Source organism: Frateuria sp. YIM B11624, from assembly GCF_049727805.1.
Lineage (GTDB): Bacteria > Pseudomonadota > Gammaproteobacteria > Xanthomonadales > Rhodanobacteraceae > Frateuria_A.
Window position 1 is genome coordinate 32,834 of sequence record NZ_JBCNYA010000005.1, and the last position, 25,893, is coordinate 58,726.

Here is a 25,893-nt window from a genome sequence, read left to right on the forward strand (position 1 = left end):
GCCGCCGCTTCCCGCCTCCTGCCTCATCGTGGCGGAACAGCGGCCTCGACGTACTGCGCGATGCCGTGCCCGAACGACCAGTTTTCCCTTGCCGTTTCGACCAGGTTGATGAAGAGGTCCCCGGGCCGGAGACCGGGGTCGGCCGCGAGCTTTGCGGCGATGCATCGGTACAGCGCCTTCTTCTGGGTGACGCCGCGCGTGTTCGCGCAGAAGATCTGCACGATCACCAGGTCTTCGCCGCGCGCGATGCCCAGATAACCGGGGTCGCAGTCGAATTCCTCCGCGACGTGTTGATTGACGAGGATGAAGCGGTCGTTCTCGGGCACCTCGAAGGTTTCGCGCAGCGCTTCATAGACGCCGTTGCGCAGGGCGGCGAGGTAAGCCGCGGGCTTGCCGCGGCGAAGGTCGATGCGGACGAGAGGCATGGCGTTTCCTGCGGAGTCAGTGGGTGGAGGTCGAGACGTGCCCGACGCGATACAACTGCCGGCCGCTGCGGGCCAGGTCGCCACGCAGCTCCGGCCACAGGCAGAAGCGCAGCAGCGTCCAGTCGGCCGGCTCATAGGCGCAGACCACGGCCAGGGCGCCCTCGGCCAGCTCGGCATCCATCGCCTCCTCCTCGCGCCGGAGGCGGTCGCCCAGCGCCGGATGGGGCGGCAGCCGGACGATCTCCCGCGAGGCGCACGCGGCGCCGGCCAGCGCCTCCAGGGTCCGCGCCTGCCACACCGACCAGACATGCACCGATGGCCATCCGAAATCCCGCGCCAGTGCGGCGAAGCCCGCGCTCGCGAGAAAGGCATTCATGCCCTCGTTGTCGCGCCACAGGTAGAAGGGCGCGTACAGGTTCTCCTCGCTCGGTAGCGTGGCGTCGCCGCGCTCGGCACTGAGATACGCCTTGAACGCGAGCCCGGGAAAGCCGTCCAGCAGCGGTCCCTTGGTTTCGATGCGGCGGCGGATGATGCCCATGTCGTAATCGGCCGGCAGCGTGATGCTGTATTGCATGGCGAGCATGGCGGCCTCAGCGGTCCAGCTCGCGCAGCGTTTCCAGCGCCGAAAAAGACACCGGCCAACCGCCGTAGAAAGCGAGGTGCGTGATCAGTTCGACCAGCTCGCCATCGGCCAGTCCATTGTCGCGGGCGCGACGCAGGTGGAACGGCAGTTGCGCCGTGCGGTTCAGGGCGACCAGCGCCGACACGGTGGCCAGGCTGCGCTCGCGTGGTGAAAGCTGCGGTCGCGCCCAGACGTCGGCGAACAGCACTTCGTCGGTGAGCTGGGCGAGCTTCGGTGCGATGTCGCCGATGCTGCGGGCGGCATAGTGGGGATCATGGGCCATCGGCTTCCTCGTTGATCGTGCGGGGGAACGGGTTTACGGTAGCCACCTGCCGCCATCCGGAAAATCGAAATCTTCCGGACCGTTCGCCCACCAAAACGGGATCGTCCGATGCCCCGCACCACCACCTTCGACATCGACGTGCTGCGCAGCTTCGCGTTGGGGGTCGAACTGGGCAGCTTCGCGCAGGCTGCCGAACGCCTGAATCGCTCGACCTCCGCGGTCAGCGCGCAACTGAAGAAGCTGGAGGAGCAGGCGGGCGCACCCCTGCTGCGCAAGGCCGGCCGCGGACTCGCGCTCACCGAGACGGGCGAGACGATGCTCGGCTACGCCCGTCGCCTGCTGGATCTCAACGACGAAGCCGCCGCCGCGGTGCGCGGCGTGCAACTGGAAGGCCGCGTCCGGCTCGGGCTGCAGGAGGACTTCGGCGAGCACCTGCTGCCGGCGGTGCTCGGCCGCTTCGCACGCGCGCACCCGAAGCTGCGGGTCGAGGCGCGCATCGCACGCAATGCCGAGTTGATGGCAGGCATCGCCAAGGGAGGGCTCGACCTCGCGCTCGCGTGGCAGACCGACGCGAGCCACTCCCGCGCCGAGCGCATCGCCCGCCTGCCGATGCGCTGGATCGGGCCGGCGAACCTGCCCGTCGTGCGACGCAAGCGCGGCGAGCCGTTGCCGCTGGTCCTGCTCGATCCGCCCTGCCTGGTGCGCAGCGCGACGACCGCCGCACTCGACCGCGCGGGCATCTCCTGGCGTATCGCCTTCAGCAGCGCCAGCCTCGCCGGCAACTGGGCGGCCGTGACGGCGGGCCTGGGCATGAGCGTACGCACGCCGCTCGGCCTGCCCGCGGGCGTGCGCGCGCTGACCCCGAAGGAAGCCGGCCTGCCAGCCCTGCCCGCGCTCGGGCTGGCCCTGTACCGCGCCGAAGCCAGGCCGGCGCCGGCCGTGGAGCGTCTGGCGCAGATCATCCTGCAGGACCTCGCCGAGGCCGCGCGGACGTGATGCGAAACCCCGGCGACTGGTGTTCACGAAGCGGTCGCGTTTTTCAACGCCTTTGCGATGCGGCCATCGCCAGCGCAAAGCCGGAGTACTCCGGTTCACGGGTGACCTCCTCGAGCGCGAACGGCGGTGGCTCGAAGGCGGCAGCCTCCGCGGCGGAAGCGAATTCCCGCTCGAAGAACGCCAGCGGCACCGGCCCGTCATAGACGTCCAGCGCGCCCTCGCCGAGGGCGTAGCGCCGCTTGCTCACCGCATGGCCAGGCAGCAGCGACAGCGCGGCGTATTCCTGTTCGGTCAGGTAGATGTTGGTGATCGGCTCGACGCCATCCGGCTTCCTGCCGTACTTCTTGCCGAGCTTGAACACCACGCCTTCCGCCGAGCGCACCTTGCGCAGCCGCAACCGGGTGTCGCGCAGGTATACGTCGTCGATCTCGCGGAAAGGCAGCGACGCCAGCGAGCCCACTGCTGGCAGGTCCACACGCCATCGGCGCTCGCATTCGGCGAGCGCGTACTTGGGGAAGGTATCCACGACTGACTCCAGTGAGCGCGAGATCCGGCGCAGTAGCGTAGCTGCTGGGTCAGACCGTGCTCCCGTGGTGAGTCATGCCGTACCCAGCAGCTCGAACGCCCAATACAGGCCAATCGCCATCTGCACGGCAAACGCGCTGAAACGTATCGTCACGGCCCTCGAGCTGACCGAGGACAGATGCACGAGCGATTGGAAAAGCCGCGCGCCAAGCAGCAGATAGGCGAGCGAATCCGTGATGGCCGTGCGGTCCGTAGCGATGGCGACGATCAACAGGCCGCCGAAGACCGGCAGGCTTTCAATGCAGTTGGCGTGCGCCCTGGCCAGCCTCTGCATGAAAGGAGACAAACCTGCGTTGCCGGGAGTGAAGCCGTTGGCAGGCACTTTGCCGCGCAGGACGAGCTGCGTGCGGATGACTTCCATGAGCACCAGCAACAGCAGCGTCCAAGTGATGAAGCCGGTCAAGGCGATCGTGCTGGACGAAATCATCGCTACATCCTCCGTAGGGCCCGGCGAAGCTCGCGCGTCGCCGTGGCATGGGCCGGTCCGGGGCACGGCTCGATACGCCACGCCGGCTGAAAGTGTGCTCTGAATCGGGATTTTGTCAGCGTCCCCGGATGGGTCTGCTTCGCTGGCCGTCGACCAGATGCCTTGAATGAAGCTGATCTGCTTTCTTTGGCCGACGTCAGCCCCGACAGTAATTGTCACGGCGCCGATACATGCATTAATGCATCCTGACTGCAGGGGAAAACCAGGCACCGAACTGATGCCGCAACGCAACGTTGCGACAGCGAAGGGGTATTGCCCCCAAAAAATGGAGGAAACGCTCATGCGTGTTTTCTCGCTTACCACCCTTGCAGCAACCCTCACCTTTGCAGCCGCGGCGGCGGCCGGGCCAGGGGTTCTTCCACAGAACGCGCAACCCTCGATCGACTCGACCTCGCCCGGCACGATCATCCTCGTACGGCCGCTGGCGAGCACGGTCAACGGACATCAGCAGATCATCGGCAGCGCGATCTTCAGCATCCACGACGACGGCTCCGACCTGCTCCAGCTCACTCCCTACGCCGAAGGCGTGTTCAATGTGCCCGATGCCTGGCCCGCTCCCTTCGATGCCCTGGAGAACTGGGTCGGCAGCGCGTTCTCTCCCGGCGGGCACTACAGCCAGTTCCTCCAGGCATATACCGGCAGCGGCTCCACCAGCAACAACCCGTACGTTTCCGGCAAGTACTACGTCATGGATGCATCGGGTCAGCAAAGGTTGCCCCTCTTCCACGACGGCAACGACCTCCCATCAGGCAACAACAGCCCGAGCTACGGCTATCTCACCTGGGGCCCGGCGGGTACTCACCTGATCGCCTTCAGCAACTCGGCCAACGGTGCGCCGGTGAACCACGCCTGCGTGGGCGTGATCCACCCGGACGGCACGGGCGAACGCAAGCTGTGGTGTCCCCAAGGCTATTACCCGCAGTACAACCAGGCGGTCGAAAGCCTGCGCTGGTCGGGCGACGGCCGCAGCCTGCTCGCCTACGTGGAGCTGACAACGCCGGACAGCCCGTTCCCGCACGGCTCGGACCTCTACCGCGTCGATGTCGCCACGGGCGCCGCGACGCTGGTGCAGGCCAACGTCACTTCCAACCTGCATGGCCCGGGCGGCGACCTGTCCTACGACGGCCACGAAATCGTGTTCCAGACGAACACGCCCGGTTCCTGCACACCGGACCAACAGGAGCAGATGGTCCTGTGCGCCAGGAACATGCTGACGGGCCAGCAGGTCGCGCTCGTCGACCCCAGCGGCGCCCTGATCCTTGCAGGCGGACAACTGCTGCTCACGCCGGGCGGCTCGCAGGCCATCGTCAACACCATCGATCGTTACTCGAGCACGGAAGAGCTCTATGTGATCAATACGGACGGTACCGGGCTGCGTCAGCTCACCCAGCCCTGCGTCCCGTTGGACCCGAACGGGAACATCGTCGTGACCTGGGCAGCCGTGCGCCTCTCGCCCGATGGGCAACAACTGCTCGCCAATTGCTACGTGCAACAGGAAACCCCGTACGTGCGCCTGCCCACCCAGATGTACGTCATCAACCTGGCCGATGGCAGCGCCCGTTACGTCGCTGATGGTGCGGCCTACGATTGGCACGTACCCACCCCGTGAGTCCATGAACCGATGCCGCAGGCGCGCGGGAGGCACGCCTGCGGCCACCGTCGATTGTGTCCGTGCCGTACTCCGGTAAAGGCCTCCTCCGGGCCGGCGCAAAGCGGCGGACAGCGGATCGGAGATCGCCTCGCCCTGCAGCGCCTCGCCCGGCCCGAGGCAGACACACCGGCGGGACGCTCGAGCGGAACCGTTCCGGTCAACCTGCCCCGTCAGTTGGGTCGATCGCGCGGGCGGCGGTTACCATCGGACCACCGCAAGCTTCCGGCCCGGCTCCGCATGCCCCTCCCCCATCCGCACGGCGTCGGCGAGATCTCACGCGCCTCCATGGTCATCGCCGCGCTGTCGACGGTGGTGGAGTGGTACGACTTCACGCTCTACCTGTATTTCGCCACCGTGCTGTCGCGGGTGTTCTTCGGTGGCGGCGAAACCTCGCTGCTCGCCACGCTCGGCGGCTTCGCCATCGCCTATGCGATGCGGCCGCTGGGCGCAATGGTCTTCGGGCACGTGGGCGATCGCATCGGCAGGCAACGCACGCTGCTGCTGTCGATGATGCTGATGACCCTGGCGATGCTCGCCACGGCGCTGTTGCCCGGTTACGCCGCGATCGGCCCGGCCGCGGGCGCGGTGCTGATGCTGTTGCGCTGCTTCATGGCGTTCTCGGTCGGCGGCGAGTACACCGGCGTGGTCGCCTACCTGCTGGAAGGCGCCCGGGCGGATCGTCGCGGGTTGATCACGTCGCTGGCCTCCGCCGCCAGCGAGGTCGGCGCGCTGCTGGCGGTCGCCGTCTCCGCGTTGACGGTCGGCCTGCTGAGTCCCGCGCAACTGGATGCCTGGGGCTGGCGCATTCCCTTCTTCGTCGGCGCGGCGCTGGCCGGTTGCGTGTGGTTTGCCCGGTCCACCATGGAGGAATCGCCCGACTTCCTCCGCCAGGTGCGGCAGCAGAGCCTGCCCGAGTCGCCGCTGCGCCACACGCTCGCCCACCATCGCCCCGCCCTGCTGCGCACGTTCGCCATCTCCGCGCTGGGTTCGATCACCTACTACGTGGGCATCACCTACGTGCCGACGTTCCTGGTGTCCTCGGGCCTCCTGGTCGAGAGCCGATCGCTGTGGATGTCCACGCTCGCCGCCGTGGCGGTCATCCTTGTCACGCCCTTGGCCGGCGCGCTTTGCGACCGGGTGGGCCGCAGGCCCGTGCTGGTCTGGCTGGCCGTCGCCAGCATGCTGCTTCCGTTGGCGATGTTCGGGCTGATGGGCGGCGGCGGCGAATCGGCCATCGCAGGCGGCGCCATCACGCTGGCCTGCCTGGCCGGCGGCGTCAGCGCCGTCGGCGCGCCCGCCACCGCCGAACAGTTCCCCGGCGAAGGACGCCTGAGCGGCCTGGCGCTCGGCGTCACCGTGGCGACCGCGCTCTTCGGCGGCCTGACGCCCTTCCTCGCCGAACTGCTGGTCCGGCGCACCGGCTGGCACGCCGCGCCCGGCGCCATGATCGCCGCGGTCGCATTGGCCGTACTGCCCGTACTCCTGGCCATGCCGGAGACGCGCCCGCGGCCCGAAGAGAAACGGGCTCGCTTATCGCCCCTGCAGTAAGTGGCCTCAACCCGGTTCCGGGGTCTTGACTGGGCGTGTCTCGCCTCTTTATATTACCAATAGGTTATCTAAATAGATGGTTATGAACTCCTCGGAACGCCTCGACCTGACCTTCGCCGCCCTGGCCGACTCCACCCGGCGCGCCATCCTGGCGCGGCTGGCGACGGGAGAAGCCACGGTGACGGAACTCGCCGAGCCGTTCGAGATGAGCCAGCCGGCCATTTCCAAGCATCTGAAAGTGCTCGAGCGCGCCGGCCTCATCTCGGTCGACGTCGATGCGCAACGGCGTCCGCGCAAGCTGGAACCGAGGCGCTTGGAGGAAGCCGTGGGCTGGATCGACCGTTACCGCGAGATCTTCGAACAGAACTACCAGCGCCTCGATGCGTTGCTCGGAGAACTCCAGGCCAAACCGTCCAGGCGCAAGCGAACAAAGAAATAGCGCGGACCTGTCGACGCGCCGTTCGCTCTTCCCTGCCCGGGGCGGCGCGCAATCACCCTGACGCACCAAGGAGAACACCATGCCCAAGCCCGCAGAAGTCACATTGCCGAGCGATCGCGAAGTTCGCGTCACACGCACCTTCAACGCGCCCCGCCAACTGGTGTGGGATGCGCACACCAAGCCCGAACTCGTGAAGAAATGGCAGGGCTATGAAGGCTGGGACATGCCGGTGTGCGACATGGATGTGCGCGTCGGCGGCACGTACAAGTGGCGCTGGAAAAACCGCGAAGACGGCAACGAATTCGGCTTCTTCGGAACGTTCACCGAAGTCGATCGCCCGTCCAGGATCGCGCACGAACAATACTTCGACCCGGGCAACATGGACCTCACGATGCCCGCCGGCGATCCCTGCATCGTGTCAGTCGAACTCACCGAGCAGAACGGTGTCACGACGCTCGTCTGCAACCTGAAGTTCGCTTCGAAGGAAGCGCGTGACGGCGCGGCCTCCACCGGCATGACCGACGGCATGGAGCACAGCTACACCCGCCTGGACGACATGTTCAAAGCGGCAGCGTAAAGGCCCGAAACCGGGTCCGGTCCGCTTGTTGCCGTGCGGCAAATGGACCGGACCCGGTTTGCGCCCTCCTGATCGGCGCCCCCTTAAACCATGAATGCACGCGGCACCGTGGAAGATCCGCGTCATCCGCCAGGGGATATGCGCACCATGCCCGATGAACACGAGACCGTCGGCGAAGCTCGCATCCGTGAAGCGATCCAGAGCTTCGCCGCGGCGTTTCGCGCGAAAGACATCGGCGGCGTCATGTCGCTGTTCGCTCCAACGATCATCTCGTTCGACCTCGCGCCGCCCTTGCGGTGCGTCGGAGCCGAAGCGCTCAGGAAGCATTGGGAGGCGACGTTCGCTGCCTTGCAGGGGCCGGTCGCCTATGAGATCCACGACCTCGCCATCGAGGCGAGCGACCGGCTGTCCTTCAGCCACAGCCTCAATTGGATGCGTGGAACGCTGCAAGACGGGCGCACCACCGAGCGCTGGCTTCGCTGGACCGTCTGCTTCCGCCTGATCGACGGCCGGTGGCAGGCGACGCACGAGCATGTTTCCGTACCGATCGAGGTCGCGAGCGGCAAGGCCTTGTTCGACCTTGCGCCTTGATGCATCCGAGCGACCCGTTGCGCGTGAAGGCCGCTTGCGGCTGCGGGATCAGGTCGCCAACGGTGTCCAGGCGACGCGCTCGACCGGGCAACCGGCCCGAAGCGTGCTGTGGACTTCGGCCAACCGATCCGTTTCCGAAAGAAGGCGCTCGACCTCTTCCGCTGGCGCCTGCGACTCGACCCTCGCCGCGTAAGTGATCGACGTGGCGGCAAGTCCCACGCCATCGAACCGGGCCGTGGCGATCACCTCGCAAGCGCTGATCCCGATCCCGAGCCGATCGGCCTCCCGGTAAAGGTCGTTGCAGTAACAGGTGGCGAGGGCCGCCATGAGCAACTCGCCACCATTCACCGCACTCCCGCGCCCCTCGGGCTTGCCCGGTACGCCCAGGAGCCGGGAACGGCCGGCGGTGGACACACGCACGGACTGGCCGGCGGCGGCGTTCTGGATGTAGGCGGAGATCTCCATGGACGAATCCCAGCTCGCTGGCATGGCAACCAGGCCAAGCGACCAAGCGTCGCCAGCCCCGTCGGTTATCGGTCAATCAATGACTGCGATCGCATCGACCTCGATCAGGTAGCCCGGGGACAGCGACGCCACACCGAGCACCACGTCCGCAGGCTTGTGATCTCCGAACAGCGTTCTGCGCGCTTCTTCAATAATCGGCAAGCATTTGTCGCGTTCGTAGTTGACGACGTAGATCGTGATTCTTGCGACCTGCTCCGGTACAGCACCAGCCGCAGTCAGCGCACGGCCGAGGTTGGCATAGACCTGGCGCGCCTGGACCGCGAGATCACCGTGGCCAACGAGATTGCCATGGATGTCCTCGGGCTCCTGACCCGAGACGAACACCAGCTTGCTGCCCGTGGCAACGACGACCTGAGTGTAGGTTTGCTGAGGCGGCAGATCATCGGGATTGATGCATGTGAGAGTCATGGTTAACCCTGTTCGGCGGCGAATCCAGGAGGAAAAACTATAAGGACTCTAACCTGCTCTCGATGAGTGACCCTGATCCCGTTCCTGCTTTCACCCGTCTTGCCGTGTTTTTCGCCAAGAGGGGCACACCCGGACTGCCGCAAGCCTGGTGCCACGCCCTTCACGCGGCCGGGACTACAAGGCCGCTGCCACCCGCGCCTGGGCGTATGGACCACTGGCCTGGGGTCCATCACGCGAGCATCCATGCATGGCGTGGCCGATGCACGACTACACGCACGCCGTGGAGGCTCCCATGCCGACCGTCGCAAGACTCGCGCTCATGCTTTGCGCTGCCCTGCCTTCCTTCCCCTGCCTGGCCGCCGGGCCCACCGAGGATTCGCTGCGGGCCGCCGACGCGGAACAGATGAGGATCATCGTGCAGGGCGACGCAGAGGCACAAAGCAGGTTCATGCACCCGAACTACATCCTCAACGGACCTTCGAACCGTGTACTGAGAAAGGCCGTCCTGGTGAAGATGCTGGGCGAAGGGAAGATGGCGAGCGACCGTTTCGAACGGACGATCGAGGGCACGGCGATCACCGGAAACGTCGGCATCGTGATGGGAAGGGAAACCGTCAAACCGGCCGCAGGCAGCAACCTCGGCGAGAAGTTCGGCAGCAGGGACCTTACCCGCCGCTTCACCAACGTCTTCATCTTCGACCACGGCGCCTGGCGCTTTCTGGCGCGCCAGGCCAGCGTAGTCGACATGCCTTGCAAGTGAAGGGCCGCGGCTTGGGATGGCGAACGCCCTGACGGGGCCGCGGAGCGCTGAACATACTGGCGCTTGGGCCTTTGGCTGGAGGCGGTCGACGTGGGACTTAATTGCCTCCGTCCCTTTTTTTCGGAGTGCCGTCTAGCGTTCGGGTTGCAGCCCGAACAGCCTGCGTAGCTCGCCACGCAGTTCTTTGTCGGCGTCCAGAAGCACAGGCCCCGAATGATCGAGCGAAGAAGCCGCGCCGACCCATCCGGGGCCGAACCAGAGCATGCACAAGACGCGACCGTCCAGAGCCTGGAAGGCGACGCTCGTCTCGCCCGTAGGGTAAGTCGTGCTGGCCGCGTGCCACTGGCGATGCTGGACCAACTCCAGAGCCCGTTCGATCACAAGGTGTTGCCGAACCACGCGGGTGGATTGATCGGTGTAGCCCTCCTCCACCGTCGCATAGGCCACCTCGCCAGCATCCGGAAACAGGGGCGCTGGCCTGCTCGAGCACGCGCAGAGAACACACACTAAAGCCAAGATGACAGCTCGCATCCGCCTTCCCATATGAAAGGGCACTCCTATCCACGCTTTTGGTTTCTGTGCGTGATAAGGGGCTCTGACCCCGTTCCTGCCCCCGTTCCTGCCGGTTCCTGCCGCCCACGCTCGCCAGCTAAACCAGATACATCTTTTTCCGCTGGCAAGGGATTATCGGTAGGTTTAATTCCCTCCGCCCCTTTTATCTGTCCCCTTTATCTCGGCCGCCATCACGCGCCCGTCTGCCGCAGCGTTCGCTAGGCGTCACGCCTGCTTTTACGCCCCGTTCCGAACGGTCAAGTCGAGTCCTTCGTCAATCGCGCGTCGGAGCGATTCGAGATCCGCACCGAGGGCGCGCTTCTTGAAAAGAGCGAGAACGGGCATGAGGATCGCCCAGGGGAATCGGAACGCGACTGCGATGTCGTGGGTGATGGACACGCCATCTTCGACCGGCGCCAGCCTGAAAGTCAGTTGTGCCGTACGAAACCATGGAGAGCGCAGCAGACTGAACCGAAGAACACGGGACGGGGAGATTTCGTCGACGCGAAACTGTTGCACCATCCCCGACGGCGCGGTGGTCTGCACGATCGAGCCAACACGAAGTGGTGATGGCGAGAGAAGCTCCGCGCGCGCCACGCTGCGGTCCCACCGCGGGGCATTGCGCTCGTCCACGATGAACGACCAAACCCTTTCCAGGTTGCTCCGTACGAGGACCGAAGACGTCATGTGCATCGGCGGAGGCGAATTGACGTTCATCGTTCCTCGGGAATGTCGCGCGGTTGGAGCCAAAGGGGACGTTGGCTAATTAAATTGCCTTAACTAGCCACGCCCGTAAACATGCCAGGCTCCGCACCTTCAGGATACGATCGTCCGCTTGGTCAACCGCTCGGCCAAATGCATGGCGAAGCGTTCGGCCGCCTCGGGCCGCACGCCAAGGTGCAAGTAGGGCTCGATCATTTCCAGCTCCATCAGCCGGAAGCCGCCGTCGGCCACCACACCGTCCACGCGGGCGTAGGCGACGCCGGCGTGGCCAAGCGCAGCGGTGGCAGTGAGCGCGCGTTGCGCGCTGGCGAGCACGTGCGCCGGTGGCTCGGCCAACCGCGAGGTGCCGCCGAACTCGCCCTGCACGCGAAAGTCGCCCGCGGCTGGACGCTTGATGACGGCATGGCTATAGCGGCCATCGAAGAAGAGCAGCGACCACTCGCCTGCGCCGAGCACTTCCGCGAGGAAGGGCTGCACCAGGTAGCGGAAGTCCCGCGGCAGTGCGGCCAGCTCCGTACCGAACGCCGAATCGCCGGCGCGGCCGCGGACGGTGTGCCAGGCGGTGCCGCTGACGGTCGGCTTGACGATGAGCTCCTGTCCCGCCATCGCCCGGGTGCAGGCCGGCAGCTCGGCAGCCGTGGCTAGCCGGGTGGGAATGATGTCCACGCCCTGCGCGGCCAGGTCCAGCAGGTAGCGCTTGTCGCTGTTCCAGCGCACCAGTGCGCGGTCGTTGATCAGCGGCACGGGCAAAAGGTCGAGCCATTGCAGGAAGGCGGCGTAGTGCTGGAAGTAGTCCCAGGTCGTGCGCATCAGCACTGCGTCGAAGCCGGTCCAGTCCACGGCCGGGTCGTTCCACACGCAGGCGACGGGCTCGATGCTGCGGTCACGCAGGCAGGCGGCGAGGTGCGCATCGTCCGGATGGATGCCAGGCACCAGCACGGACGTGGCGAACGCGAGACGGAATCGGGGAGAAGCGGACACGGTACGGCCTCCTTGGTCGGAGGGAGCCCTTGGAGAAAACCGGTATCGAGCGTGGCGGATCTGAAGCCCGTCGCAGCACCCCTCGATGCCGGTTGCGCCGGATGGAAACGCGCAACGGTTTTCACTGGCTCGCGGGCGCTGTCCTAAAGCGAAAACCGGTGGCCCTCATGCAAACAGGCCGGCATTGCTGCCGGCCTGTTCGAAATCTTGGTGGGCGGTACAAGGATCGAACTTGTGACCCCTACCATGTCAAGGTAGTGCTCTACCGCTGAGCTAACCGCCCAAGAGCCGCGAAGTTTAGCAAGGGTGGGGGGCGGTGCCAAGCCTTTGGGCCCGATGATGGTTCAACGCAAGAGTGGCCCCTCACCCCGGCCCTCTCCCCGGAGGGGAGAGGGAGCAGAGCTTGCTAGCTCTGCATGACCTGTTCGCGCAGCTTGTGGATCTGGTCGCGGAGGCGGGCAGCTTCTTCGAACTCCAGGTTCTGGGCGTGCTTGTACATCTGGCTTTCGAGCTTGCGGATGGCGGCGGCGGCCTGGGTGGCGGTGAGGTTGGCGTACTCCCCTGCCCCTTCGGCCACGGCCTTGCCGCGCACGCCCTTGGCGGCCTTGCCCCTTCCGCGGCTGGCGGGCTCGGCGCGGGCGCCTTCCATGATGTCGGCGATGCGGCGCACGACGGTCTGCGGGGTAATGCCGTTGGCTTCGTTCCAGGCGATCTGTTTTTCGCGGCGGCGGGCGGTTTCGTCCATCGCCGCCTGCATCGAGCGGGTGACTTCGTCGGCGTAGAGGATGGCCTTGCCGCGCACGTTGCGGGCGGCGCGGCCAATGGTCTGGATCAGCGAGCCGGTGGAGCGCAGGAAGCCTTCCTTGTCGGCGTCCAGGATCGCCACCAGCGAGACCTCGGGCATGTCCAGGCCCTCGCGCAGCAGGTTGATGCCGACCAGCACGTCGAACTCGCCCAGGCGCAGGTCGCGGATGATCTCGGTGCGCTCGACCGTCTCGATGTCCGAGTGCAGGTAGCGCACCTTCACGTCGTGCTCGGAGAGGTATTCGGTGAGGTTCTCGGCCATGCGCTTGGTCAGCGTGGTGACCAGCACGCGGTCGCCCATGGCGATGCGCTTCTTGGCTTCGCCGAGCAGGTCGTCGACCTGGGTGCGCACCGGGCGCACTTCCACTTCCGGATCGACCAGGCCGGTGGGGCGCACCACCAGTTCGGTGACGGCGTCGCCGGATTTCTCCAGCTCGTAGTTGCGCGGCGTGGCGGAGACGTAGATGGTGCGCGGCGCGCGCTGTTCCCATTCCTCGAAGCGCAACGGGCGGTTGTCCATCGCCGAGGGCAGCCGGAAGCCGAACTCGACCAGCGTCTCCTTGCGCGAGCGGTCGCCCTTGTACATGGCGCCGAGCTGCGGGACGGTGACGTGCGATTCGTCCACCACCAGCAGCGCATCCGGAGGCAGGTAGTCGAACAGCGTCGGCGGCGGTTCGCCGGGGCCGCGGCGCGTGAGGTGGCGCGAGTAGTTCTCGATGCCCTGGCAGAAGCCGACCTCGGCCATCATCTCGATGTCGAAGCGGGTGCGCTGGTCCAGCCGCTGCGCCTCGACCAGCTTGTTGTCGCGGTAGAGCAGCTCCAGCCGCTCCTTGAGCTCGACCTTGATCGTCTCGATGGCGTTGAGCACGCTCTCGCGGGTGCTGGCGTAGTGGGTGCGCGGGTAGACGGTGTAGCGCGGAATCTTGCGGATGGTCTCGCCGGTGAGCGGGTCGAACAGCGAGAGGTTTTCCACGTCGCCGTCGAACAGCTCGATGCGCAGCGCCTCGGTTTCCGATTCGGCGGGGAACACGTCGATGATTTCGCCGCGCACGCGGTAGGTGCCGCGGCGCAGCTCCATCTCGTTGCGGGTGTACTGCAGTTCGGTGAGCTGGTGGATCAGCTTGCGCTGGTCCATGTGCTCGCCGACCGAGAGGATCAGGCGCAGCGAAAGGTAGTCCTCCGGATCGCCCAGGCCGTAGATGGCCGAGACGGTGGCGACGATGATCGAGTCGCGCCGCGAGAGCAGCGCCTTGGTCGCGGCCAGGCGCATCTGCTCGATGTGGTCGTTGATCGAGGCGTCCTTCTCGATGAAAGTGTCCGAGGCAACCACGTAGGCCTCGGGCTGGTAGTAGTCGTAGTAGCTGACGAAGTACTCGACCGCGTTGTTGGGGAAGAATTCCTTGAACTCGCCGTAGAGCTGCGCGGCCAGTGTCTTGTTCGGCGCCAGCACCACGGTGGGACGCTGCACCTGCTGGATCACGTTGGCGATGGTGTAGGTCTTGCCCGAACCGGTGACGCCCAGCAGCGTCTGCGCGGCGAGGCCGGCCTCGAAGCCCTCGCTCAATTTGGCGATCGCCTGCGGCTGGTCGCCGGAGGGCTGGTACGGGGAGACGAGTTCGAAACGGTCGGTCATGGCTGACGGATATGCGGGCGGATGGGTCGATCTTAAAGGCGCCCTGCTGACAGGACCTGTCAGTACAGGCGCACAGGCTGGCGGCCTGGGCGCCGCTTACGGTGGGCCGGCCGGGCCGCCGATGATGCCCGCTCCTCGCAGGGAGCGATGGCATGGCAGGGATGCAGCAAGGCGGGCGCGGCCGTTCGCGCGGCATCACGCTGGTCGAGCAGGTGATGGTGGTGGCGATCCTGGCGGTGCTCGCCGGCATCGCCAGCCCGTCACTGGCCGCCTTCGTGCGCCGCGCGCGCGTGCAATCGGCGCAGATGGATTTCCTGGAAGCGCTCGGTTTTGCGCGCGGCGAAGCCGTGCTGCGGCGCTCGCGCGTGCTGTTCTGCCCGAGCCTGGACAAGGTCCATTGCAGCGAGGAAAGCCGCTGGGACGGCGGCTGGCTGGTCGGCGTCGACAACGATCGCGACAACCAGCCGGATGGGGCGCCACTGCGGATCGGCGAGGCCCATGCGCGGCTGCTCATACTGAGCAGCGAGGCGCGCCGGCACGTGACGTTCCTGTCCGATGGCAGCGCCAGCGGCAGCAACCTCACGCTGCTCTTCTGCAGCCGCGACCACGCGGAAGGGGCATTGGGCGTCGTGGTTTCCAACTCCGGGCGGGCCCGTGGAAGCCGGCCCCGCGGCAAGCAGGCGGCCGGCTGTTCCCAGGAGGGATGAAGACGGGACTGCCGGCGTGGGTGCACGCCTTGTCGGGCGCTATACCGGCTGTTCACGGATGGGGTGCCACAAGCGGCCAATACCCTGCACCGGAGTTTCGCCATGGCCTACGGAGATGCCTCCCGCCGCCGCCCGGAACCGCCCAAGCCGCCGCCCGACGCCGGCCCGCTGCTGGAGGCCGCGCAGCGGCACCTGGAAAGCGCGGGCATGTCGGCCTGCCTCGTGCGCAGCACGGAAGGCGACCTGCTGGTTGCCATCGGCTCGCCCTCCGACAAGCTGTTCGCCATGCTGGCCAGCCATTTGCCAGCGCAAGGTGGCGCCGGCGATTGAAGGCTGCACGAGTGCGGGGATATACGAGGGACGAGGTTCGTGTGCCTTCAGCGCGCCACATGGGAGCTCGAGCTGACCCATGGGGGGTCGCACGGCTCGATAAGCTTGCCTGCGAATCCGAAGAGCGGGCCGAAAACTCGGCGTCGCGGGCGGGCCATTTGTTCGCCCGATAAAGGAAGGGCGCCCGGTGTGGCCCCGGGCGCCCGATGGCCCGATGGTCGGAGTGAGGTGAGAAAGATCCACCGGGCAAGAAGCGATATACGCCGCCACAATGACGGCTTTTGTGACCTGGCGCACCTAGCCGGGGTTTGCATCGCCATGGCGAGTGTCGTGATCCACTCGTATCAGGAAGATTTCACGATCTTTCCGCGCGGCGTATCCAAACGTCGCCACGGCGTGCAGCGAGTCGCCGTGATGTCAGGCAAATGTTTCGTGAGGCCGGGCAGATTCGACCCATCGACCGATGGATGGCAGTGCGAATAGCCCATAAAGAAAAAGGCCCTGCATCGCTGCAAGGCCTTCAATATGGCGCCCGAAGTTGGACTCGAACCAACGACCCCCTGATTAACAGTCAAGTGCTCTAACCAGCTGAGCTATTCGGGCGGGGCGAGCTGCGTAGTTTGAATAGCGCTGCGTAGGCTGTCAAGCGGCCGGAGCGGTCTCCTTGCCCTCCGCACGCACGCGGTAGCACGGCACATAGGCCGAGCCACCGGGGAGCTTCATGCGGTGCTGGTTGACGAAGGCCTGCAGCAGCGCATCCAGCGCCCGCATGATGTCCGCCTCGCCGTCGATGTCGAACGGGCCGTTCTGCTCGATCGCGCGCACGCCCTCTTCCTTCACGTTGCCGGCGACGATGCCGGAGAACGCGCGGCGCAGGTCCGCCGCCAGCTCGTGGCGCGGGCGGCCGCGGTGCAGGGCCAGCGCGCGCATCGCCTCGTGGGTCGGGCGGAACGGCAACTGGAAGGCGAACGGGATGTCCAGCGCCCAGTTGAAGAAGAACGCGTCCTTGGTGTCCAGGCGATGGTTGCGCACCTTGTCGATGCCCTTGACCATCGCGCGCGCCACCGCGGCGGGATCGTCGACGATGATCTGGTAGTGCTGCGCCACCTCTTCGCCCAGCGAGAGCTTGAGGAATCGGTCGATCTGCTCGAAGTAGGCGGCCGACTGCTTCGGTCCGGTGAAGATCAGCGGGAACGGCGTGCCCGCGTTGGACGGATGCAGCAGGATGCCGAGCAGATAGAGGATCTCCTCGGCGGTGCCCACGCCGCCGGGGAACACCACGATGCCGTGCGCCATGCGGACGAAGGCCTCCAGGCGCTTCTCGATGTCCGGCATGATCACCAGCTGGTTCACGATCGGATTCGGCGATTCGGCCGCGATGATGCCCGGCTCGGTGATGCCGATGTAGCGGTTGTTGCGCCGGCGCTGCTTGGCGTGCGCGATGGTAGCGCCCTTCATCGGCCCCTTCATGGCACCCGGGCCGCAGCCGGTGCAGATGTCCATGCCGCGCAGGCCGAACTGGTAGCCGACCGACTTGGTGTACTCGTACTCGTCGCGCGAGATCGAATGGCCGCCCCAGCAGACCACCAGGTTGGGATCGATGTGCGGCTTGAGGATGCGCGCGTTGCGCAGGATCTCGAACACCGCGTGGGTGATGCCCACAGTGTCGTCGAGGTCGAAGCCGCCCTGCTCCAGCTGGCTGGACACGTAGACGATGTCGCGCATGACCGCGACCAGCAGCTCGTTGATGCCGCGGATGATCTGGCCGTCGACGAACGCCTGTGCAGGCGCGTGCGAGAGCTCGATCTTGATGCCGCGGTCCTGCTGCAGCACCTGGATGTCGAAGTCGGGGTACTGCTCGAACATCGAGCGCGGGTCGTCGCTGATGTTGCCGGACGTGAGCACGGCCAGCGCGCAACGGCGGAGCAGGGCGTGCAGGCCCGAGCCGCTGGCATCGCGCAGGCGGGCGACTTCGTTGCGCGAGAGGATGTCCAGTCCGCCGGCCGGCGAGATGCGCGCGCTGACGGTGGCGGGCTTGCCGGCGCGGCCGGCGTGGGTGTCGTTCATGCGTTGCCTTCTCCTGCCGCTGACGGTGTCCGGCCTGATGCCGGGGCCGTGGCGGACCGTTTAGCTTCCCGCGCACACACGTGAAGGGTCAAGCAGAAAAAAACCGGCGCCCTCGCGGGCGCCGGTTCGAGGTGGTGCAACTTTAGGTGGATCAGAAGCTGTAACGCACCGTCAGCATCGCCGACCAACGCGAAACCACGTTGGTCTTGGTGTTGCGGCCGGCGTCGTAGATGATCTTCTGTTCCGGCTGGTAGTTGCCGTTCTCGTCGGTCGGCAGGTCGTAGATGTAGCGACCCTGCGCATCCACGCCCGCGTAGCTGGCCAGGTTGCGGGTGTAGGGGAAGCCGACGTAGCTCTGCTGGCCCCAGTCGGGGTTGAGCATGTTCAGGAAGTTGTAGATGTCCAGACGCAGCTCGCCCTTGTTGCCCTTGAAGATGCCCGGGATCTCCTGGCGGAAGCTCAGGTCGACCTGGTTCACCCACGCGGCACGGGTACCGTTGCGCTTGGCGATCTCGCCCTGGTGCTTGCTCAGGTAGCTGTCGCTCTTGATGAAGTTCCAGAACTGCTGGATGACGGCCGGATCCGTGCCATCGGCAAAGGTGACCTTGGAGTCGCCGCCGGCGGTCGGGATGTAGACCAGGTCCGAAGCGCTGTAAGAATCGCCGTTGGCGTCGTTGCTGAACACCCAGCTGTACGGCTGACCTTCGTGGCCATCGTAGAACGCGCTGATCGCGGTGGTGTAGTCACCGAAGAACTTGTGCTGCCAGGTCAGCGCGGCGGTGACGCGACGGCCGACGTTGTAGTTCGAGGTCGAGGCCACGTCGTCGTTCGGGTTCACCCAGGCGCTGTTGCTGTAGTTGGAGCTGGCCTGGCTGGAGGTGCCCGGGTTCACTTCGGTCGAGTGACCCAGGGTCACGCCCACGCTGCCGAACCACGACTCGGAGAAGGGCTTCTTCAGCGACAGGGTCAGGCTGTCGGCCGAACCCTTGTGGGTGTTGGTCAGCAGCGTCGAGCTGCCCGAGAACGCGCGCTCCTGGTTGGCGCGTGCGTCACGCGAGCTGCCCGGCTCGCCCGGCGTGGCCCAGTACTGGTTGCGGCCGTCCGGAAGCACGCCGGTCGGCGCACCGATGTTGATGTTCTGGTACAGGATGCCGTTGCGCACGTCGATGTGCTGGTACTCGGCCGAACCGATCACGCCCCAAAACGGCAGCTCGCGATCCAGCGCCAGGCTGAACTTCCACACCGACGGCAGCTTGAAGTTCGGGTCGATGGTGTCGACCGTCATCTGCGAGCCGGCCGGCGGCGGCAGGTTCTGGTTGAACGGATCCGGGCTGAACACCGGCAGGGCGCCCACCGGGTCGCCGTCGCAGACCTGACCGTTGTCGGTCCCGCTCGGTGCGAAGCCGCAGTCGTTGTAGATCTGGTAGGTGGCCGTGGTCATACCGTTGTTCTGGTACGGGTTGGTCGCCCACACCGTCGGCGGGTTCGACTGGAACAGGCCCACGCCGCCACGCAGCTGGGTCATGCGCTCGGTGTTGAAGGTGTAGTTGAACGACAGGCGCGGCTCGACGACGCGCATGCCGTCGATGGTGTTGTCGTTGCGGTAGCCGAAGGTCTGCTCGAAGGTCGGGTTGTAGACCGGCTTGTCGCCCGTCTTGACCATGTTCAGGCGCACGCCGTACTGCAGCGACAGGTTGTCGTTCGCCTGCCAGGTGTCCTGCAGGAAGAACGCGTACTGGCGCATCGTCCACTGCGCGGCCACGTCGTCCAGGGTGTAGCCCGGCGCCGGCTGGTAGATGTTGTACGAGCCGTAGATGCCCTTCTCGAAGTTGTCGATGCCGTAGAAGGTGTACGCACCGAACTGGGTGCGGCCGAACAGGTTGTAGATCTTGTTCTGCTGGAAGTCGACGCCGCCCTTGAGGGTGTGGTCGCCCAGGTAGTAGGTGCCGGCCAGGAAGCCGCGCCAGGTCTTCACGTCCAGCACGTTGTAGTGGCTGTACTGGTCTTCGCCCAGGTCCACGAACGGCGTGCCGCCGCTCTGCGTGCCGTCGTCGTTGTCGAAGCGGGTGACGTCGACGAACACCTGCGGCTGCTGGGTGTCGACCGTGCGCACCTGCTGGAAGCGCTGGTAGCCGATCTTGGCTTCGGTGGAGAAGCTGTCGGTCCAGTCGTCGAAGAACTGCAGCACCGTGTTCTTGGTGTCGCTGTTCTTGGTGTACCAGTAGCTGGTCAGGCCGATCGCGCTGGAGCTGTTGCCCTGCACGATGGGCTGGGTTTCCTTGGTGCGCTGGTAGGTCAGGCTGGCGCGGTGGTTGTTGGAGATGTTCCAGTCCAGCTTGGCCAGGTAGCGCTTGTCTTCCAGGTCCACGTTGCCGCCGCTGAAGGTGCCGGGCGAGAGGCCCAGCGCGTTGGCGGCGTTGATGATGCGCTGCAGGTCGCCCGGGGAGACCTTGTTGTCGGTGGACGGGCCGTTGCCCAGGCTCGTATCCAGGCCGTTGGCCGAGTCGGCGCCCAGGCCGACGGTCTTCTCCTTCTCGTAGTTGACGAAGAAGAACAGCTTGTCCTTGACGATCGGGCCGCCCAGCGTGGCGCCCGCGGTCCAGTCGCGCTTGTAGCCGTTGTACGGCTGGTCATCCAGTTCGCCGACCAGCGTGTTGGCGTTGCGGTAGGCGTAGTAGACCGAACCGTGGAAATCGTTGGTGCCGGACTTGGTCACCGCGTCGATGCTGGCACCCACGGCGTCGGAGGTGACGTCGTAGTTGGCGGTGGAGATGTTGTACTCGTCGATGGTGTCGACCGAGATGGGCGAGCCGACGTACGGCAGGCCGTTGGAGTTCAGGCCGAACGGGTCGCCCTGGCCGACGCCGTCGACGCTGATCGAGTTGTAGCGGCTGTTCATGCCCATCATCGAGATCGAGCTGTCGCCCGGATCGGTGATGGAGACGCGCGGGTCGAGACGGGCGATGTCGGTGATCGAGCGGCTCGGCGACGGGGCGGCCTGCAGTTCGCGATGCGAGACGCTGGTGCCCATGCCCTTGTTGTCGGGCGTGAAGGTGTTCATCAGCGCCGAGGCGGTGACGGTCACGCCGCCGAGGTTCTGCGCCTCGACCGCGGCCATCTTCAGGTTCACGGCGGAAACCTGGCCCAGCTGCAGGTAGACGTTGCCCTGCTCGCCCTGCGCCATGCCGGACTTGGTCGCGGTGATGTCGAACGGACCGCCGACGCGCAGGCCCTGCGCGGTGTAGCGGCCGTCGGCGTCGGTGGTGACGACCTTGGTGGTGCCCGAAGGCTCATGCACGATCTGCACGGTGGCGTTGGCCACCGGCTGGCCCGCGGCGTCGACCACGCGGCCGCTCACCGCCGAGGACGTCACGTTCTGCGCGAGGGCGGGAGCCGCCGCGACCGCCAGCAACGAAGCGATGGCGAACGGCAGGGCCTTGGCACGAATTGGATTTTTCATCGTCATATCGACCTGTATTGGTTTGCAACGGAAAATTCGATGTCGGGACAAAAAAGCACGCCGATGCCGGGCCGCAGGCCTGGCATGTCTCGTGTTTTTCGTCACCCCTAACTTCTTGGCGCAGCTATCGTCCAGCAGCGATGGGGCCACCCCATCTACCGACCAGTTGTTAAGCAAACTTAACGATAGTTTATGACAAGACGACGACCGAATCACCCCTTGCGGTGATCGGATTCACGCGCCGCTCTTGCCGAGGTAGCGCGCACGCTTGGCGGGCTTGAGGTTGGCCAGATCGAGCATCACCAGGCCGTCGACGCAGCCGGAAAAGCCCGGATCCTCGCCGAAGTCCAGGAACTGCACGCCTTCGGGCTCGACCAGGTCGACGTACTGGCGGTAGAGCACCGGCATGCTCACGCCGAGCGCATCGAGATGATGCTTGAGCTTGCCCAGGCCGGCCTGCGCATCGAGCCCTTCCAGCGCCCGGCGCACCAGCCCGATCACGCCGGGCGACACCACGAACGGCTGCCGCGCGGAGGCCAGCCCCGGCGCGCCGAAGTAATGCTGGTGCGCCGCGGCGATCCATTCGCGCGCCTCGCGCGGCAGGTTGACCGACATGCTCACCGGACCGAACAGGTAGCGCAGTTCCGGATACCGCTGCAGGTACAGGCCGATGCCCTGCCACAACTGGTCCAGCGCACGCGAGCGCCAGTAGGCCGGCGCGATGAAGCTGCGGCCAAGTTCCAGTCCCTGCGCCAGGCGCGCTTCGAGCGCCGGCGAGTAATTGAAGAGGCTGGCGGTATAGAGCCCGGCCAGGCCGCGCTCGGCGATCAGCCGCCCGCCGTGGCCGAAACGGTAGGAACCGACGATGCGCAGCGCTGCCGGATCCCACAGCAGCAGGTGCTCGTAGTGCGGGTCGAAGGCGTCCAGGTCGCGCCGCGCGTTGGTGCCCTCGCCCACCTTGCGGAAGGTCAGCTCGCGCAGGCGGCCTATCTCGCGCAGGATGGTGCTGTCGGCGGCGCCCTTGAACAGCCATGCCTGCTTGCCGTCGCTGAGGTCGGCGAGCTTTTCGCCCTGCGCCAGCAACTCGGCGGCGACCCGCTCGGCCGGCTCGGGATGGGCCAGCGGCGCCTGCCCGCCGAAGACCAGCCCGCGCCGGCGGCCGACACGGTAGACATGGCGACGCATCAGCTTCGCCGCCTGTTCGGGCGAATCACCGCTGCGCTGCATGAGTTCTTCGGCGCTGACCAGCGCACCGATGCCGAAGCCGATCCTGCGGTGGATGGGCGCAACCGCCTCGCGCGGCAGCATCGCCGTGCTGAGCGGCTTGGCCAGCATCGAGAGGCCGTAGAACATCGCCGAGTTGCGCGCCGCCACGTGCACCGGCAGCACCGGCGCGCCGCTCCGTTTGGCCAGGCGCGCGAAACCGTCCGACCAACGGCCGTCGCGCACGCCGCCGGGGCCCATGCGCGAGACTTCGCCGGCGGGAAACACGATCAGCGCCTCGCCCTGCTCCAGCGCGCGGTAGATGTCGCGCATCTTCGAGGCCGCGCCCTTGCCGAACACGTCCACCGGCAGCAGCAGGCGCCGCAGCGGTTCGATGGAAGCCAGCCAGTCGTTGCCGAGGATGCGCACGTCATGCCGCACCGAGCCGACCATGTGCAGCAACGCCAGCGCGTCGACCATGCCCAGCGGATGGTTGGCGACCACCAGCAGGGGGCCGTCGACGGGGATGTGCTCGCGCTCGCGCGGGCTCACGTGGTAGCTCGCGCCGAGCACGTCCAGTGCACGCTCGACGAAGTCGAAGCCCTCGACCTTGCCCACCGCGTCGAGCACGCGGTTGAAGCCGGCCTCGTCCGCCAGCCGGCCGAGCAGGCCAGCCACCGGGCGGCGGATCCGCGGATGCTGCGCCAGCCACGGCAGGCGCTCGACAAGGGTCCGTTCGACGCTGAGCATGACCGCCTCCTGGTGTTCGCCGCCCATGCTGGCGCAAGAGTATGACAGGACGGCGGCGACGATAACCCGCCAGGTCACGCATCCGTAGGGTGGGGCTTCAGCCCACCATCTACGAACTTGCGGCAAGGATGCGGTGGGCCAAAGTTCGCCCTACGAATGCCTCACACCTGCATGTGCAGGAATGCCGCCACGCCGCCCATGAACATCTGCACCGACAGCGCGATCAGCAGCATGCCCATCACTCGCTCAAGGGCAGTCAGCACGCTCTCGCCCAGCCAGCGGAACAGGTAGGTGGACGAGAGCAGGATCGCCGAGGTCGCCAGCCATGCCAGCAGCAGTGCGGTGGCCCAGTCGGCGGTGCGTCCGGGCGAGGTATTGGTGAGCAGCAGCAGCGCGGCCATCGCCGAGGGGCCGGCCACGCCGGGGATCGCCATCGGCACGATGAAGGGCTCGCTCTCGCCCGGTTTGCCGAAGATGCCGCCCTCCGGCGGCGGGAACACCATGCGGATGCCGATCAGGAACAGCACGATGCCGCCGGCGATGCTGATCGACTCCTGCTTGAGCTGCAGCAGCTTGAGGATGTGCTGGCCACCGACCAGGAAGCCCAGCAGCACGCCGAGCGCGATCAGCAGCTCGCGGATCATCACCCAGCGCCGGCGCTTGGGCGGCACATGCTTGAGCAGGCTCAGGAAGAACGGCACGTTGCCGAGCGGATCCATGATCAGGAACAGCAGGATGCCCGCCGAAAGGGTGGTCATCTGCGTTTCCATGGAAGAGCTCCTTCGGGTGGTGATCGGGGACAGGATGCCATGCGGGGCGAATGGGAGCATGGCGGTCGCGCACGGGTGCGCTCGTACGGAGGATCGGCGCCGGTGCATGTATCCCGACCCGGCGTCCGCTCCATGTAGTCATTCCCGCGAAGGTGAGGGAATGACGCCCATCTGAAGGGAATCCGGGGACCGGGTCGCGGAACGCCGGTCAGGCGGGACGCAGGTCCAGCATGGCCCCGCGCGCGGACGCACCCTGCGGGCTGAGCAACCACACCGCCGCCGCGGCGGCCGCGTCGGGCAGCGGCTGGGTGTTCGGATCCTCGCCGAAATACGCCAGATGGCGCAGCGCCGTGCGCATCGGCGCGGGCAAGAGCGCGTGGGTGCGGATCGTGGTGGTGTCGGTCTCCTGGTGCAGGATCTCGACGAACCGCTCCAGCGCCGCCTTGGACACGCCGTAGGCGCCCCAGTGCGCGCGGTTGACCAGGTCCGGGTTGTCCAGCACGAACACGACCGATGCGTCGGGCGCCTTGGCCAGCAGCGGCAGGCAGGCCTGGGTCAGGGCGAACGGTGCCGACACGTTGACGTGCAGCGTGCGCAGCCATTCGTCCGGTTTGTGCATGGTGACCGGCGTGAGCCCGCCGAAACTGGCGGCGCAATGCACGATGCCGTCCAGCCGGCCGAGATCGCGCTCCAGCCCCTCGGCGAGCGCCTCGTAGTCGCGCGGCGTGGCCGACTCCATGTCCAGCGGATGGATCACCGGTTCGGGCAGTTGCTCGCCGACGATCAGGTCGTAGAGCTGTTCCAGCTGGCGCTTGCGCTTGCCGATGATCACCACGGTCGCGCCGGCGCGGGCGGCGGCGAGCGAGACCGCGCGGCCCAGGCCGCCGTAGGCGCCGGTGACCAGCACCACGCGGCCGGCCAGGCTGTCGGCCGCAGGCGCGGCGGCCTGCGGCAGGCGTGCGGTCGGCAGCGTCATGCGCCCACCGCGCCACTGACGTCGGCGGCCATGCGCGCCAGTTCGCCGGAGGACTTCAGGTCCTCGACGATGTCGCAGCCGCCGATCAGTTCGCCCTGGATGAACAACTGCGGGAAGGTCGGCCAGTTGGCGAAGTGCGGCAGCGCGGCACGCACCTCCGGATCGGCCAGCACGTTGACGACTTCGAAGGTGGCGCCGGCTTCCTCGAGCGCCTGCGCGGCACGGCTGGAAAAGCCGCACGTCGGGAACTGCGGCGTACCCTTCATGAAAAGAACCATCGGGTGCTCGGCGAGCACCGCCTTGATTCGTTCGTTAACGTCCATAGCTCGGGGGTTCTACAATGCGTACAGGACCACAAGTGTATCAGTCGCGCACGGCCCGCCGCCCGGCAGGCCGGCCCGGCTTCCTTTCAGCCGCAAGCCCAAGGAGTCCCCCATGGCGATCGAACTTCCTCCCCTGCCTTACGAAAAGAACGCGCTGGAGCCGAACATCTCCGCCGAGACGCTGGAGTTCCATCACGACAAGCACCACCAGGCTTACGTGACCAACCTCAACAAGCTGATCGCGGGCACCGAGTTCGAGGGAATGGCGCTGGAGGAGATCGTCCGCAAGTCCTCCGGCGGCATCTTCAACAACGCCGCGCAGACCTGGAACCACACCTTTTACTGGCATTCGATGGCACCCAACGGCGGCGGCGAGCCGACCGGCAAGCTGGCCGACGCGATCAACAAGGCGTTCGGCTCCGTCGACAAGTTCAAGGAAGAGTTCGCCAAGATGGGCGCGGGCAACTTCGGTTCGGGCTGGACCTGGCTGGTGCAGCGCCCGGACGGCTCGCTCGGCATCGTCAACACCTCCAACGCCGGCACGCCGATCACCGGCAGCGACAAGCCGCTGTTCACCTGTGACGTGTGGGAGCACGCCTACTACATCGATTACCGCAACGCGCGGCCGAAGTACCTGGAGAATTTCTGGAACGTGGTGAACTGGGAATTCGCGGCCAGCAACCTGGCCTGAGTCCGCGCCAGCGACCCGGAAAAAAA

Annotated in this window: 27 protein-coding genes and 2 tRNA genes; 10 read left to right on the plus strand and 19 right to left on the minus strand. The window is 66.4% G+C overall.

Annotation, left to right across the window (positions count from 1 at the left end; translation table 11 throughout):
- Nucleotides 1-23: 23 nt before the first annotated feature.
- From AAIL17_RS03605 to AAIL17_RS03615, 3 genes are read right to left on the minus strand one after another with little or no spacing between them, the layout of a single operon-like run.
- Complete coding sequence (locus AAIL17_RS03605; RefSeq protein ID WP_424681451.1) at nucleotides 24-425, minus strand: tautomerase family protein; 402 nt, start codon at nucleotides 423-425, stop codon at nucleotides 24-26.
- A gap of 16 nt (nucleotides 426-441) precedes the next feature.
- A complete protein-coding gene (locus AAIL17_RS03610) occupies nucleotides 442-1,008 on the minus strand; it encodes a DUF4865 family protein (RefSeq protein ID WP_424681452.1) in 567 nt (188 codons plus the stop codon).
- A gap of 7 nt (nucleotides 1,009-1,015) precedes the next feature.
- On the minus strand, nucleotides 1,016-1,330 hold the full coding sequence (locus AAIL17_RS03615) for a carboxymuconolactone decarboxylase family protein (RefSeq protein WP_424681453.1): 315 nt from the start codon (nucleotides 1,328-1,330) through the stop codon (nucleotides 1,016-1,018).
- A 108-nt stretch (nucleotides 1,331-1,438) separates the two neighbouring features.
- Between AAIL17_RS03615 and AAIL17_RS03620 the strand changes: the two genes are divergently transcribed.
- Nucleotides 1,439-2,326 carry a LysR substrate-binding domain-containing protein gene (locus AAIL17_RS03620; protein ID WP_424681454.1) on the plus strand — a complete coding sequence of 296 codons (888 nt, stop codon included), beginning with the start codon at nucleotides 1,439-1,441 and terminating at the stop codon, nucleotides 2,324-2,326.
- Between the two features lie 43 nt (nucleotides 2,327-2,369).
- On the opposite strand, the gene AAIL17_RS03625 is transcribed toward AAIL17_RS03620, so the two are convergent.
- Both AAIL17_RS03625 and AAIL17_RS03630 read right to left on the minus strand, forming a co-directional pair.
- Nucleotides 2,370-2,852, minus strand: a complete 483-nt coding sequence (locus tag AAIL17_RS03625; RefSeq protein WP_424681455.1) for a hypothetical protein — start codon at nucleotides 2,850-2,852, stop codon at nucleotides 2,370-2,372.
- 72 nt (nucleotides 2,853-2,924) lie between these two features.
- Nucleotides 2,925-3,680 (minus strand): MAPEG family protein, encoded by a 756-nt coding sequence (locus AAIL17_RS03630; protein WP_424681456.1) that lies wholly within the window; start codon nucleotides 3,678-3,680, stop codon nucleotides 2,925-2,927.
- Here AAIL17_RS03630 and AAIL17_RS03635 point away from each other — a divergent pair.
- From AAIL17_RS03635 to AAIL17_RS03655, 5 genes are all read left to right on the plus strand, one after another.
- Complete coding sequence (locus tag AAIL17_RS03635) at nucleotides 3,679-5,007, plus strand: hypothetical protein (protein ID WP_424681457.1); 1,329 nt, start codon at nucleotides 3,679-3,681, stop codon at nucleotides 5,005-5,007. The genes AAIL17_RS03630 and AAIL17_RS03635 overlap by 2 nt on opposite strands.
- A gap of 279 nt (nucleotides 5,008-5,286) precedes the next feature.
- A complete protein-coding gene (locus tag AAIL17_RS03640; protein ID WP_424681458.1) occupies nucleotides 5,287-6,597 on the plus strand; it encodes an MFS transporter in 1,311 nt (436 codons plus the stop codon).
- Nucleotides 6,598-6,673: 76 nt separating this feature from the next.
- On the plus strand, nucleotides 6,674-7,036 hold the full coding sequence (locus AAIL17_RS03645) for an ArsR/SmtB family transcription factor (protein ID WP_424681459.1): 363 nt from the start codon (nucleotides 6,674-6,676) through the stop codon (nucleotides 7,034-7,036).
- A 79-nt stretch (nucleotides 7,037-7,115) separates the two neighbouring features.
- Nucleotides 7,116-7,613: an SRPBCC family protein gene (locus AAIL17_RS03650; protein ID WP_424681460.1), complete on the plus strand. Its 498-nt coding sequence runs from the start codon at nucleotides 7,116-7,118 to the stop codon at nucleotides 7,611-7,613.
- 147 nt (nucleotides 7,614-7,760) lie between these two features.
- Complete coding sequence (locus AAIL17_RS03655; protein ID WP_424681461.1) at nucleotides 7,761-8,204, plus strand: YybH family protein; 444 nt, start codon at nucleotides 7,761-7,763, stop codon at nucleotides 8,202-8,204.
- Between the two features lie 48 nt (nucleotides 8,205-8,252).
- On the opposite strand, the gene AAIL17_RS03660 is transcribed toward AAIL17_RS03655, so the two are convergent.
- Nucleotides 8,253-8,669 carry an OsmC family protein gene (locus AAIL17_RS03660; protein WP_424681462.1) on the minus strand — a complete coding sequence of 139 codons (417 nt, stop codon included), beginning with the start codon at nucleotides 8,667-8,669 and terminating at the stop codon, nucleotides 8,253-8,255.
- Nucleotides 8,670-8,741: 72 nt separating this feature from the next.
- Nucleotides 8,742-9,137, minus strand: a complete 396-nt coding sequence (locus AAIL17_RS03665; protein ID WP_424681463.1) for a RidA family protein — start codon at nucleotides 9,135-9,137, stop codon at nucleotides 8,742-8,744.
- A 259-nt stretch (nucleotides 9,138-9,396) separates the two neighbouring features.
- Between AAIL17_RS03665 and AAIL17_RS03670 the strand changes: the two genes are divergently transcribed.
- Entirely contained in the window at nucleotides 9,397-9,897 is a 501-nt protein-coding gene (locus AAIL17_RS03670; protein ID WP_424681464.1) for a nuclear transport factor 2 family protein, read from the plus strand.
- 132 nt (nucleotides 9,898-10,029) lie between these two features.
- Here the strand turns inward: AAIL17_RS03670 and AAIL17_RS03675 are convergent, their stop codons facing one another.
- From AAIL17_RS03675 to uvrB, 5 genes are all read right to left on the minus strand, one after another.
- Nucleotides 10,030-10,344, minus strand: coding sequence for a hypothetical protein (locus AAIL17_RS03675; RefSeq protein ID WP_424681465.1), 315 nt, complete (start codon nucleotides 10,342-10,344; stop codon nucleotides 10,030-10,032).
- Nucleotides 10,345-10,686: 342 nt separating this feature from the next.
- Nucleotides 10,687-11,166, minus strand: a complete 480-nt coding sequence (locus tag AAIL17_RS03680; RefSeq protein WP_424681466.1) for an SRPBCC family protein — start codon at nucleotides 11,164-11,166, stop codon at nucleotides 10,687-10,689.
- Between the two features lie 99 nt (nucleotides 11,167-11,265).
- Nucleotides 11,266-12,153, minus strand: coding sequence for an ATP-grasp domain-containing protein (locus tag AAIL17_RS03685; protein ID WP_424681467.1), 888 nt, complete (start codon nucleotides 12,151-12,153; stop codon nucleotides 11,266-11,268).
- Nucleotides 12,154-12,361: 208 nt separating this feature from the next.
- Nucleotides 12,362-12,436, minus strand: a tRNA-Val gene (locus tag AAIL17_RS03690).
- Between the two features lie 123 nt (nucleotides 12,437-12,559).
- Entirely contained in the window at nucleotides 12,560-14,590 is a 2,031-nt protein-coding gene (gene uvrB, locus AAIL17_RS03695) for an excinuclease ABC subunit UvrB (protein WP_424681468.1), read from the minus strand.
- A 152-nt stretch (nucleotides 14,591-14,742) separates the two neighbouring features.
- On the opposite strand from uvrB, the gene AAIL17_RS03700 reads away from it, so the two are divergent.
- Nucleotides 14,743-15,297 carry a GspH/FimT family pseudopilin gene (locus tag AAIL17_RS03700; protein WP_424681469.1) on the plus strand — a complete coding sequence of 185 codons (555 nt, stop codon included), beginning with the start codon at nucleotides 14,743-14,745 and terminating at the stop codon, nucleotides 15,295-15,297.
- A 102-nt stretch (nucleotides 15,298-15,399) separates the two neighbouring features.
- Nucleotides 15,400-15,627 (plus strand): hypothetical protein, encoded by a 228-nt coding sequence (locus AAIL17_RS03705; RefSeq protein WP_424681470.1) that lies wholly within the window; start codon nucleotides 15,400-15,402, stop codon nucleotides 15,625-15,627.
- A 526-nt stretch (nucleotides 15,628-16,153) separates the two neighbouring features.
- Here AAIL17_RS03705 and AAIL17_RS03710 read toward each other — a convergent pair.
- From AAIL17_RS03710 to grxD, 7 genes are all read right to left on the minus strand, one after another.
- Nucleotides 16,154-16,230 (minus strand) — tRNA-Asn (locus AAIL17_RS03710).
- Between the two features lie 39 nt (nucleotides 16,231-16,269).
- Entirely contained in the window at nucleotides 16,270-17,694 is a 1,425-nt protein-coding gene (gene ppnN, locus AAIL17_RS03715) for a nucleotide 5'-monophosphate nucleosidase PpnN (protein WP_424681471.1), read from the minus strand.
- Nucleotides 17,695-17,845: 151 nt separating this feature from the next.
- The gene (locus AAIL17_RS03720) at nucleotides 17,846-21,154 is read right to left on the minus strand and encodes a TonB-dependent receptor (protein WP_424681472.1); all 3,309 of its coding nucleotides are present in this window, start codon (nucleotides 21,152-21,154) and stop codon (nucleotides 17,846-17,848) included.
- A gap of 234 nt (nucleotides 21,155-21,388) precedes the next feature.
- On the minus strand, nucleotides 21,389-23,107 hold the full coding sequence (locus AAIL17_RS03725) for a GNAT family N-acyltransferase (RefSeq protein ID WP_424681473.1): 1,719 nt from the start codon (nucleotides 23,105-23,107) through the stop codon (nucleotides 21,389-21,391).
- Nucleotides 23,108-23,268: 161 nt separating this feature from the next.
- Nucleotides 23,269-23,865, minus strand: a complete 597-nt coding sequence (locus tag AAIL17_RS03730) for a YhgN family NAAT transporter (protein ID WP_424681554.1) — start codon at nucleotides 23,863-23,865, stop codon at nucleotides 23,269-23,271.
- Nucleotides 23,866-24,085: 220 nt separating this feature from the next.
- Nucleotides 24,086-24,853, minus strand: a complete 768-nt coding sequence (locus tag AAIL17_RS03735; protein WP_424681474.1) for an SDR family NAD(P)-dependent oxidoreductase — start codon at nucleotides 24,851-24,853, stop codon at nucleotides 24,086-24,088.
- Nucleotides 24,850-25,176, minus strand: coding sequence for a Grx4 family monothiol glutaredoxin (gene grxD / locus AAIL17_RS03740; protein ID WP_424681475.1), 327 nt, complete (start codon nucleotides 25,174-25,176; stop codon nucleotides 24,850-24,852). Before grxD ends, AAIL17_RS03735 begins: the two co-directional genes overlap by 4 nt.
- A gap of 112 nt (nucleotides 25,177-25,288) precedes the next feature.
- On the opposite strand from grxD, the gene AAIL17_RS03745 reads away from it, so the two are divergent.
- Nucleotides 25,289-25,867: a superoxide dismutase gene (locus tag AAIL17_RS03745; protein ID WP_424681476.1), complete on the plus strand. Its 579-nt coding sequence runs from the start codon at nucleotides 25,289-25,291 to the stop codon at nucleotides 25,865-25,867.
- Nucleotides 25,868-25,893: the final 26 nt, after the last annotated feature.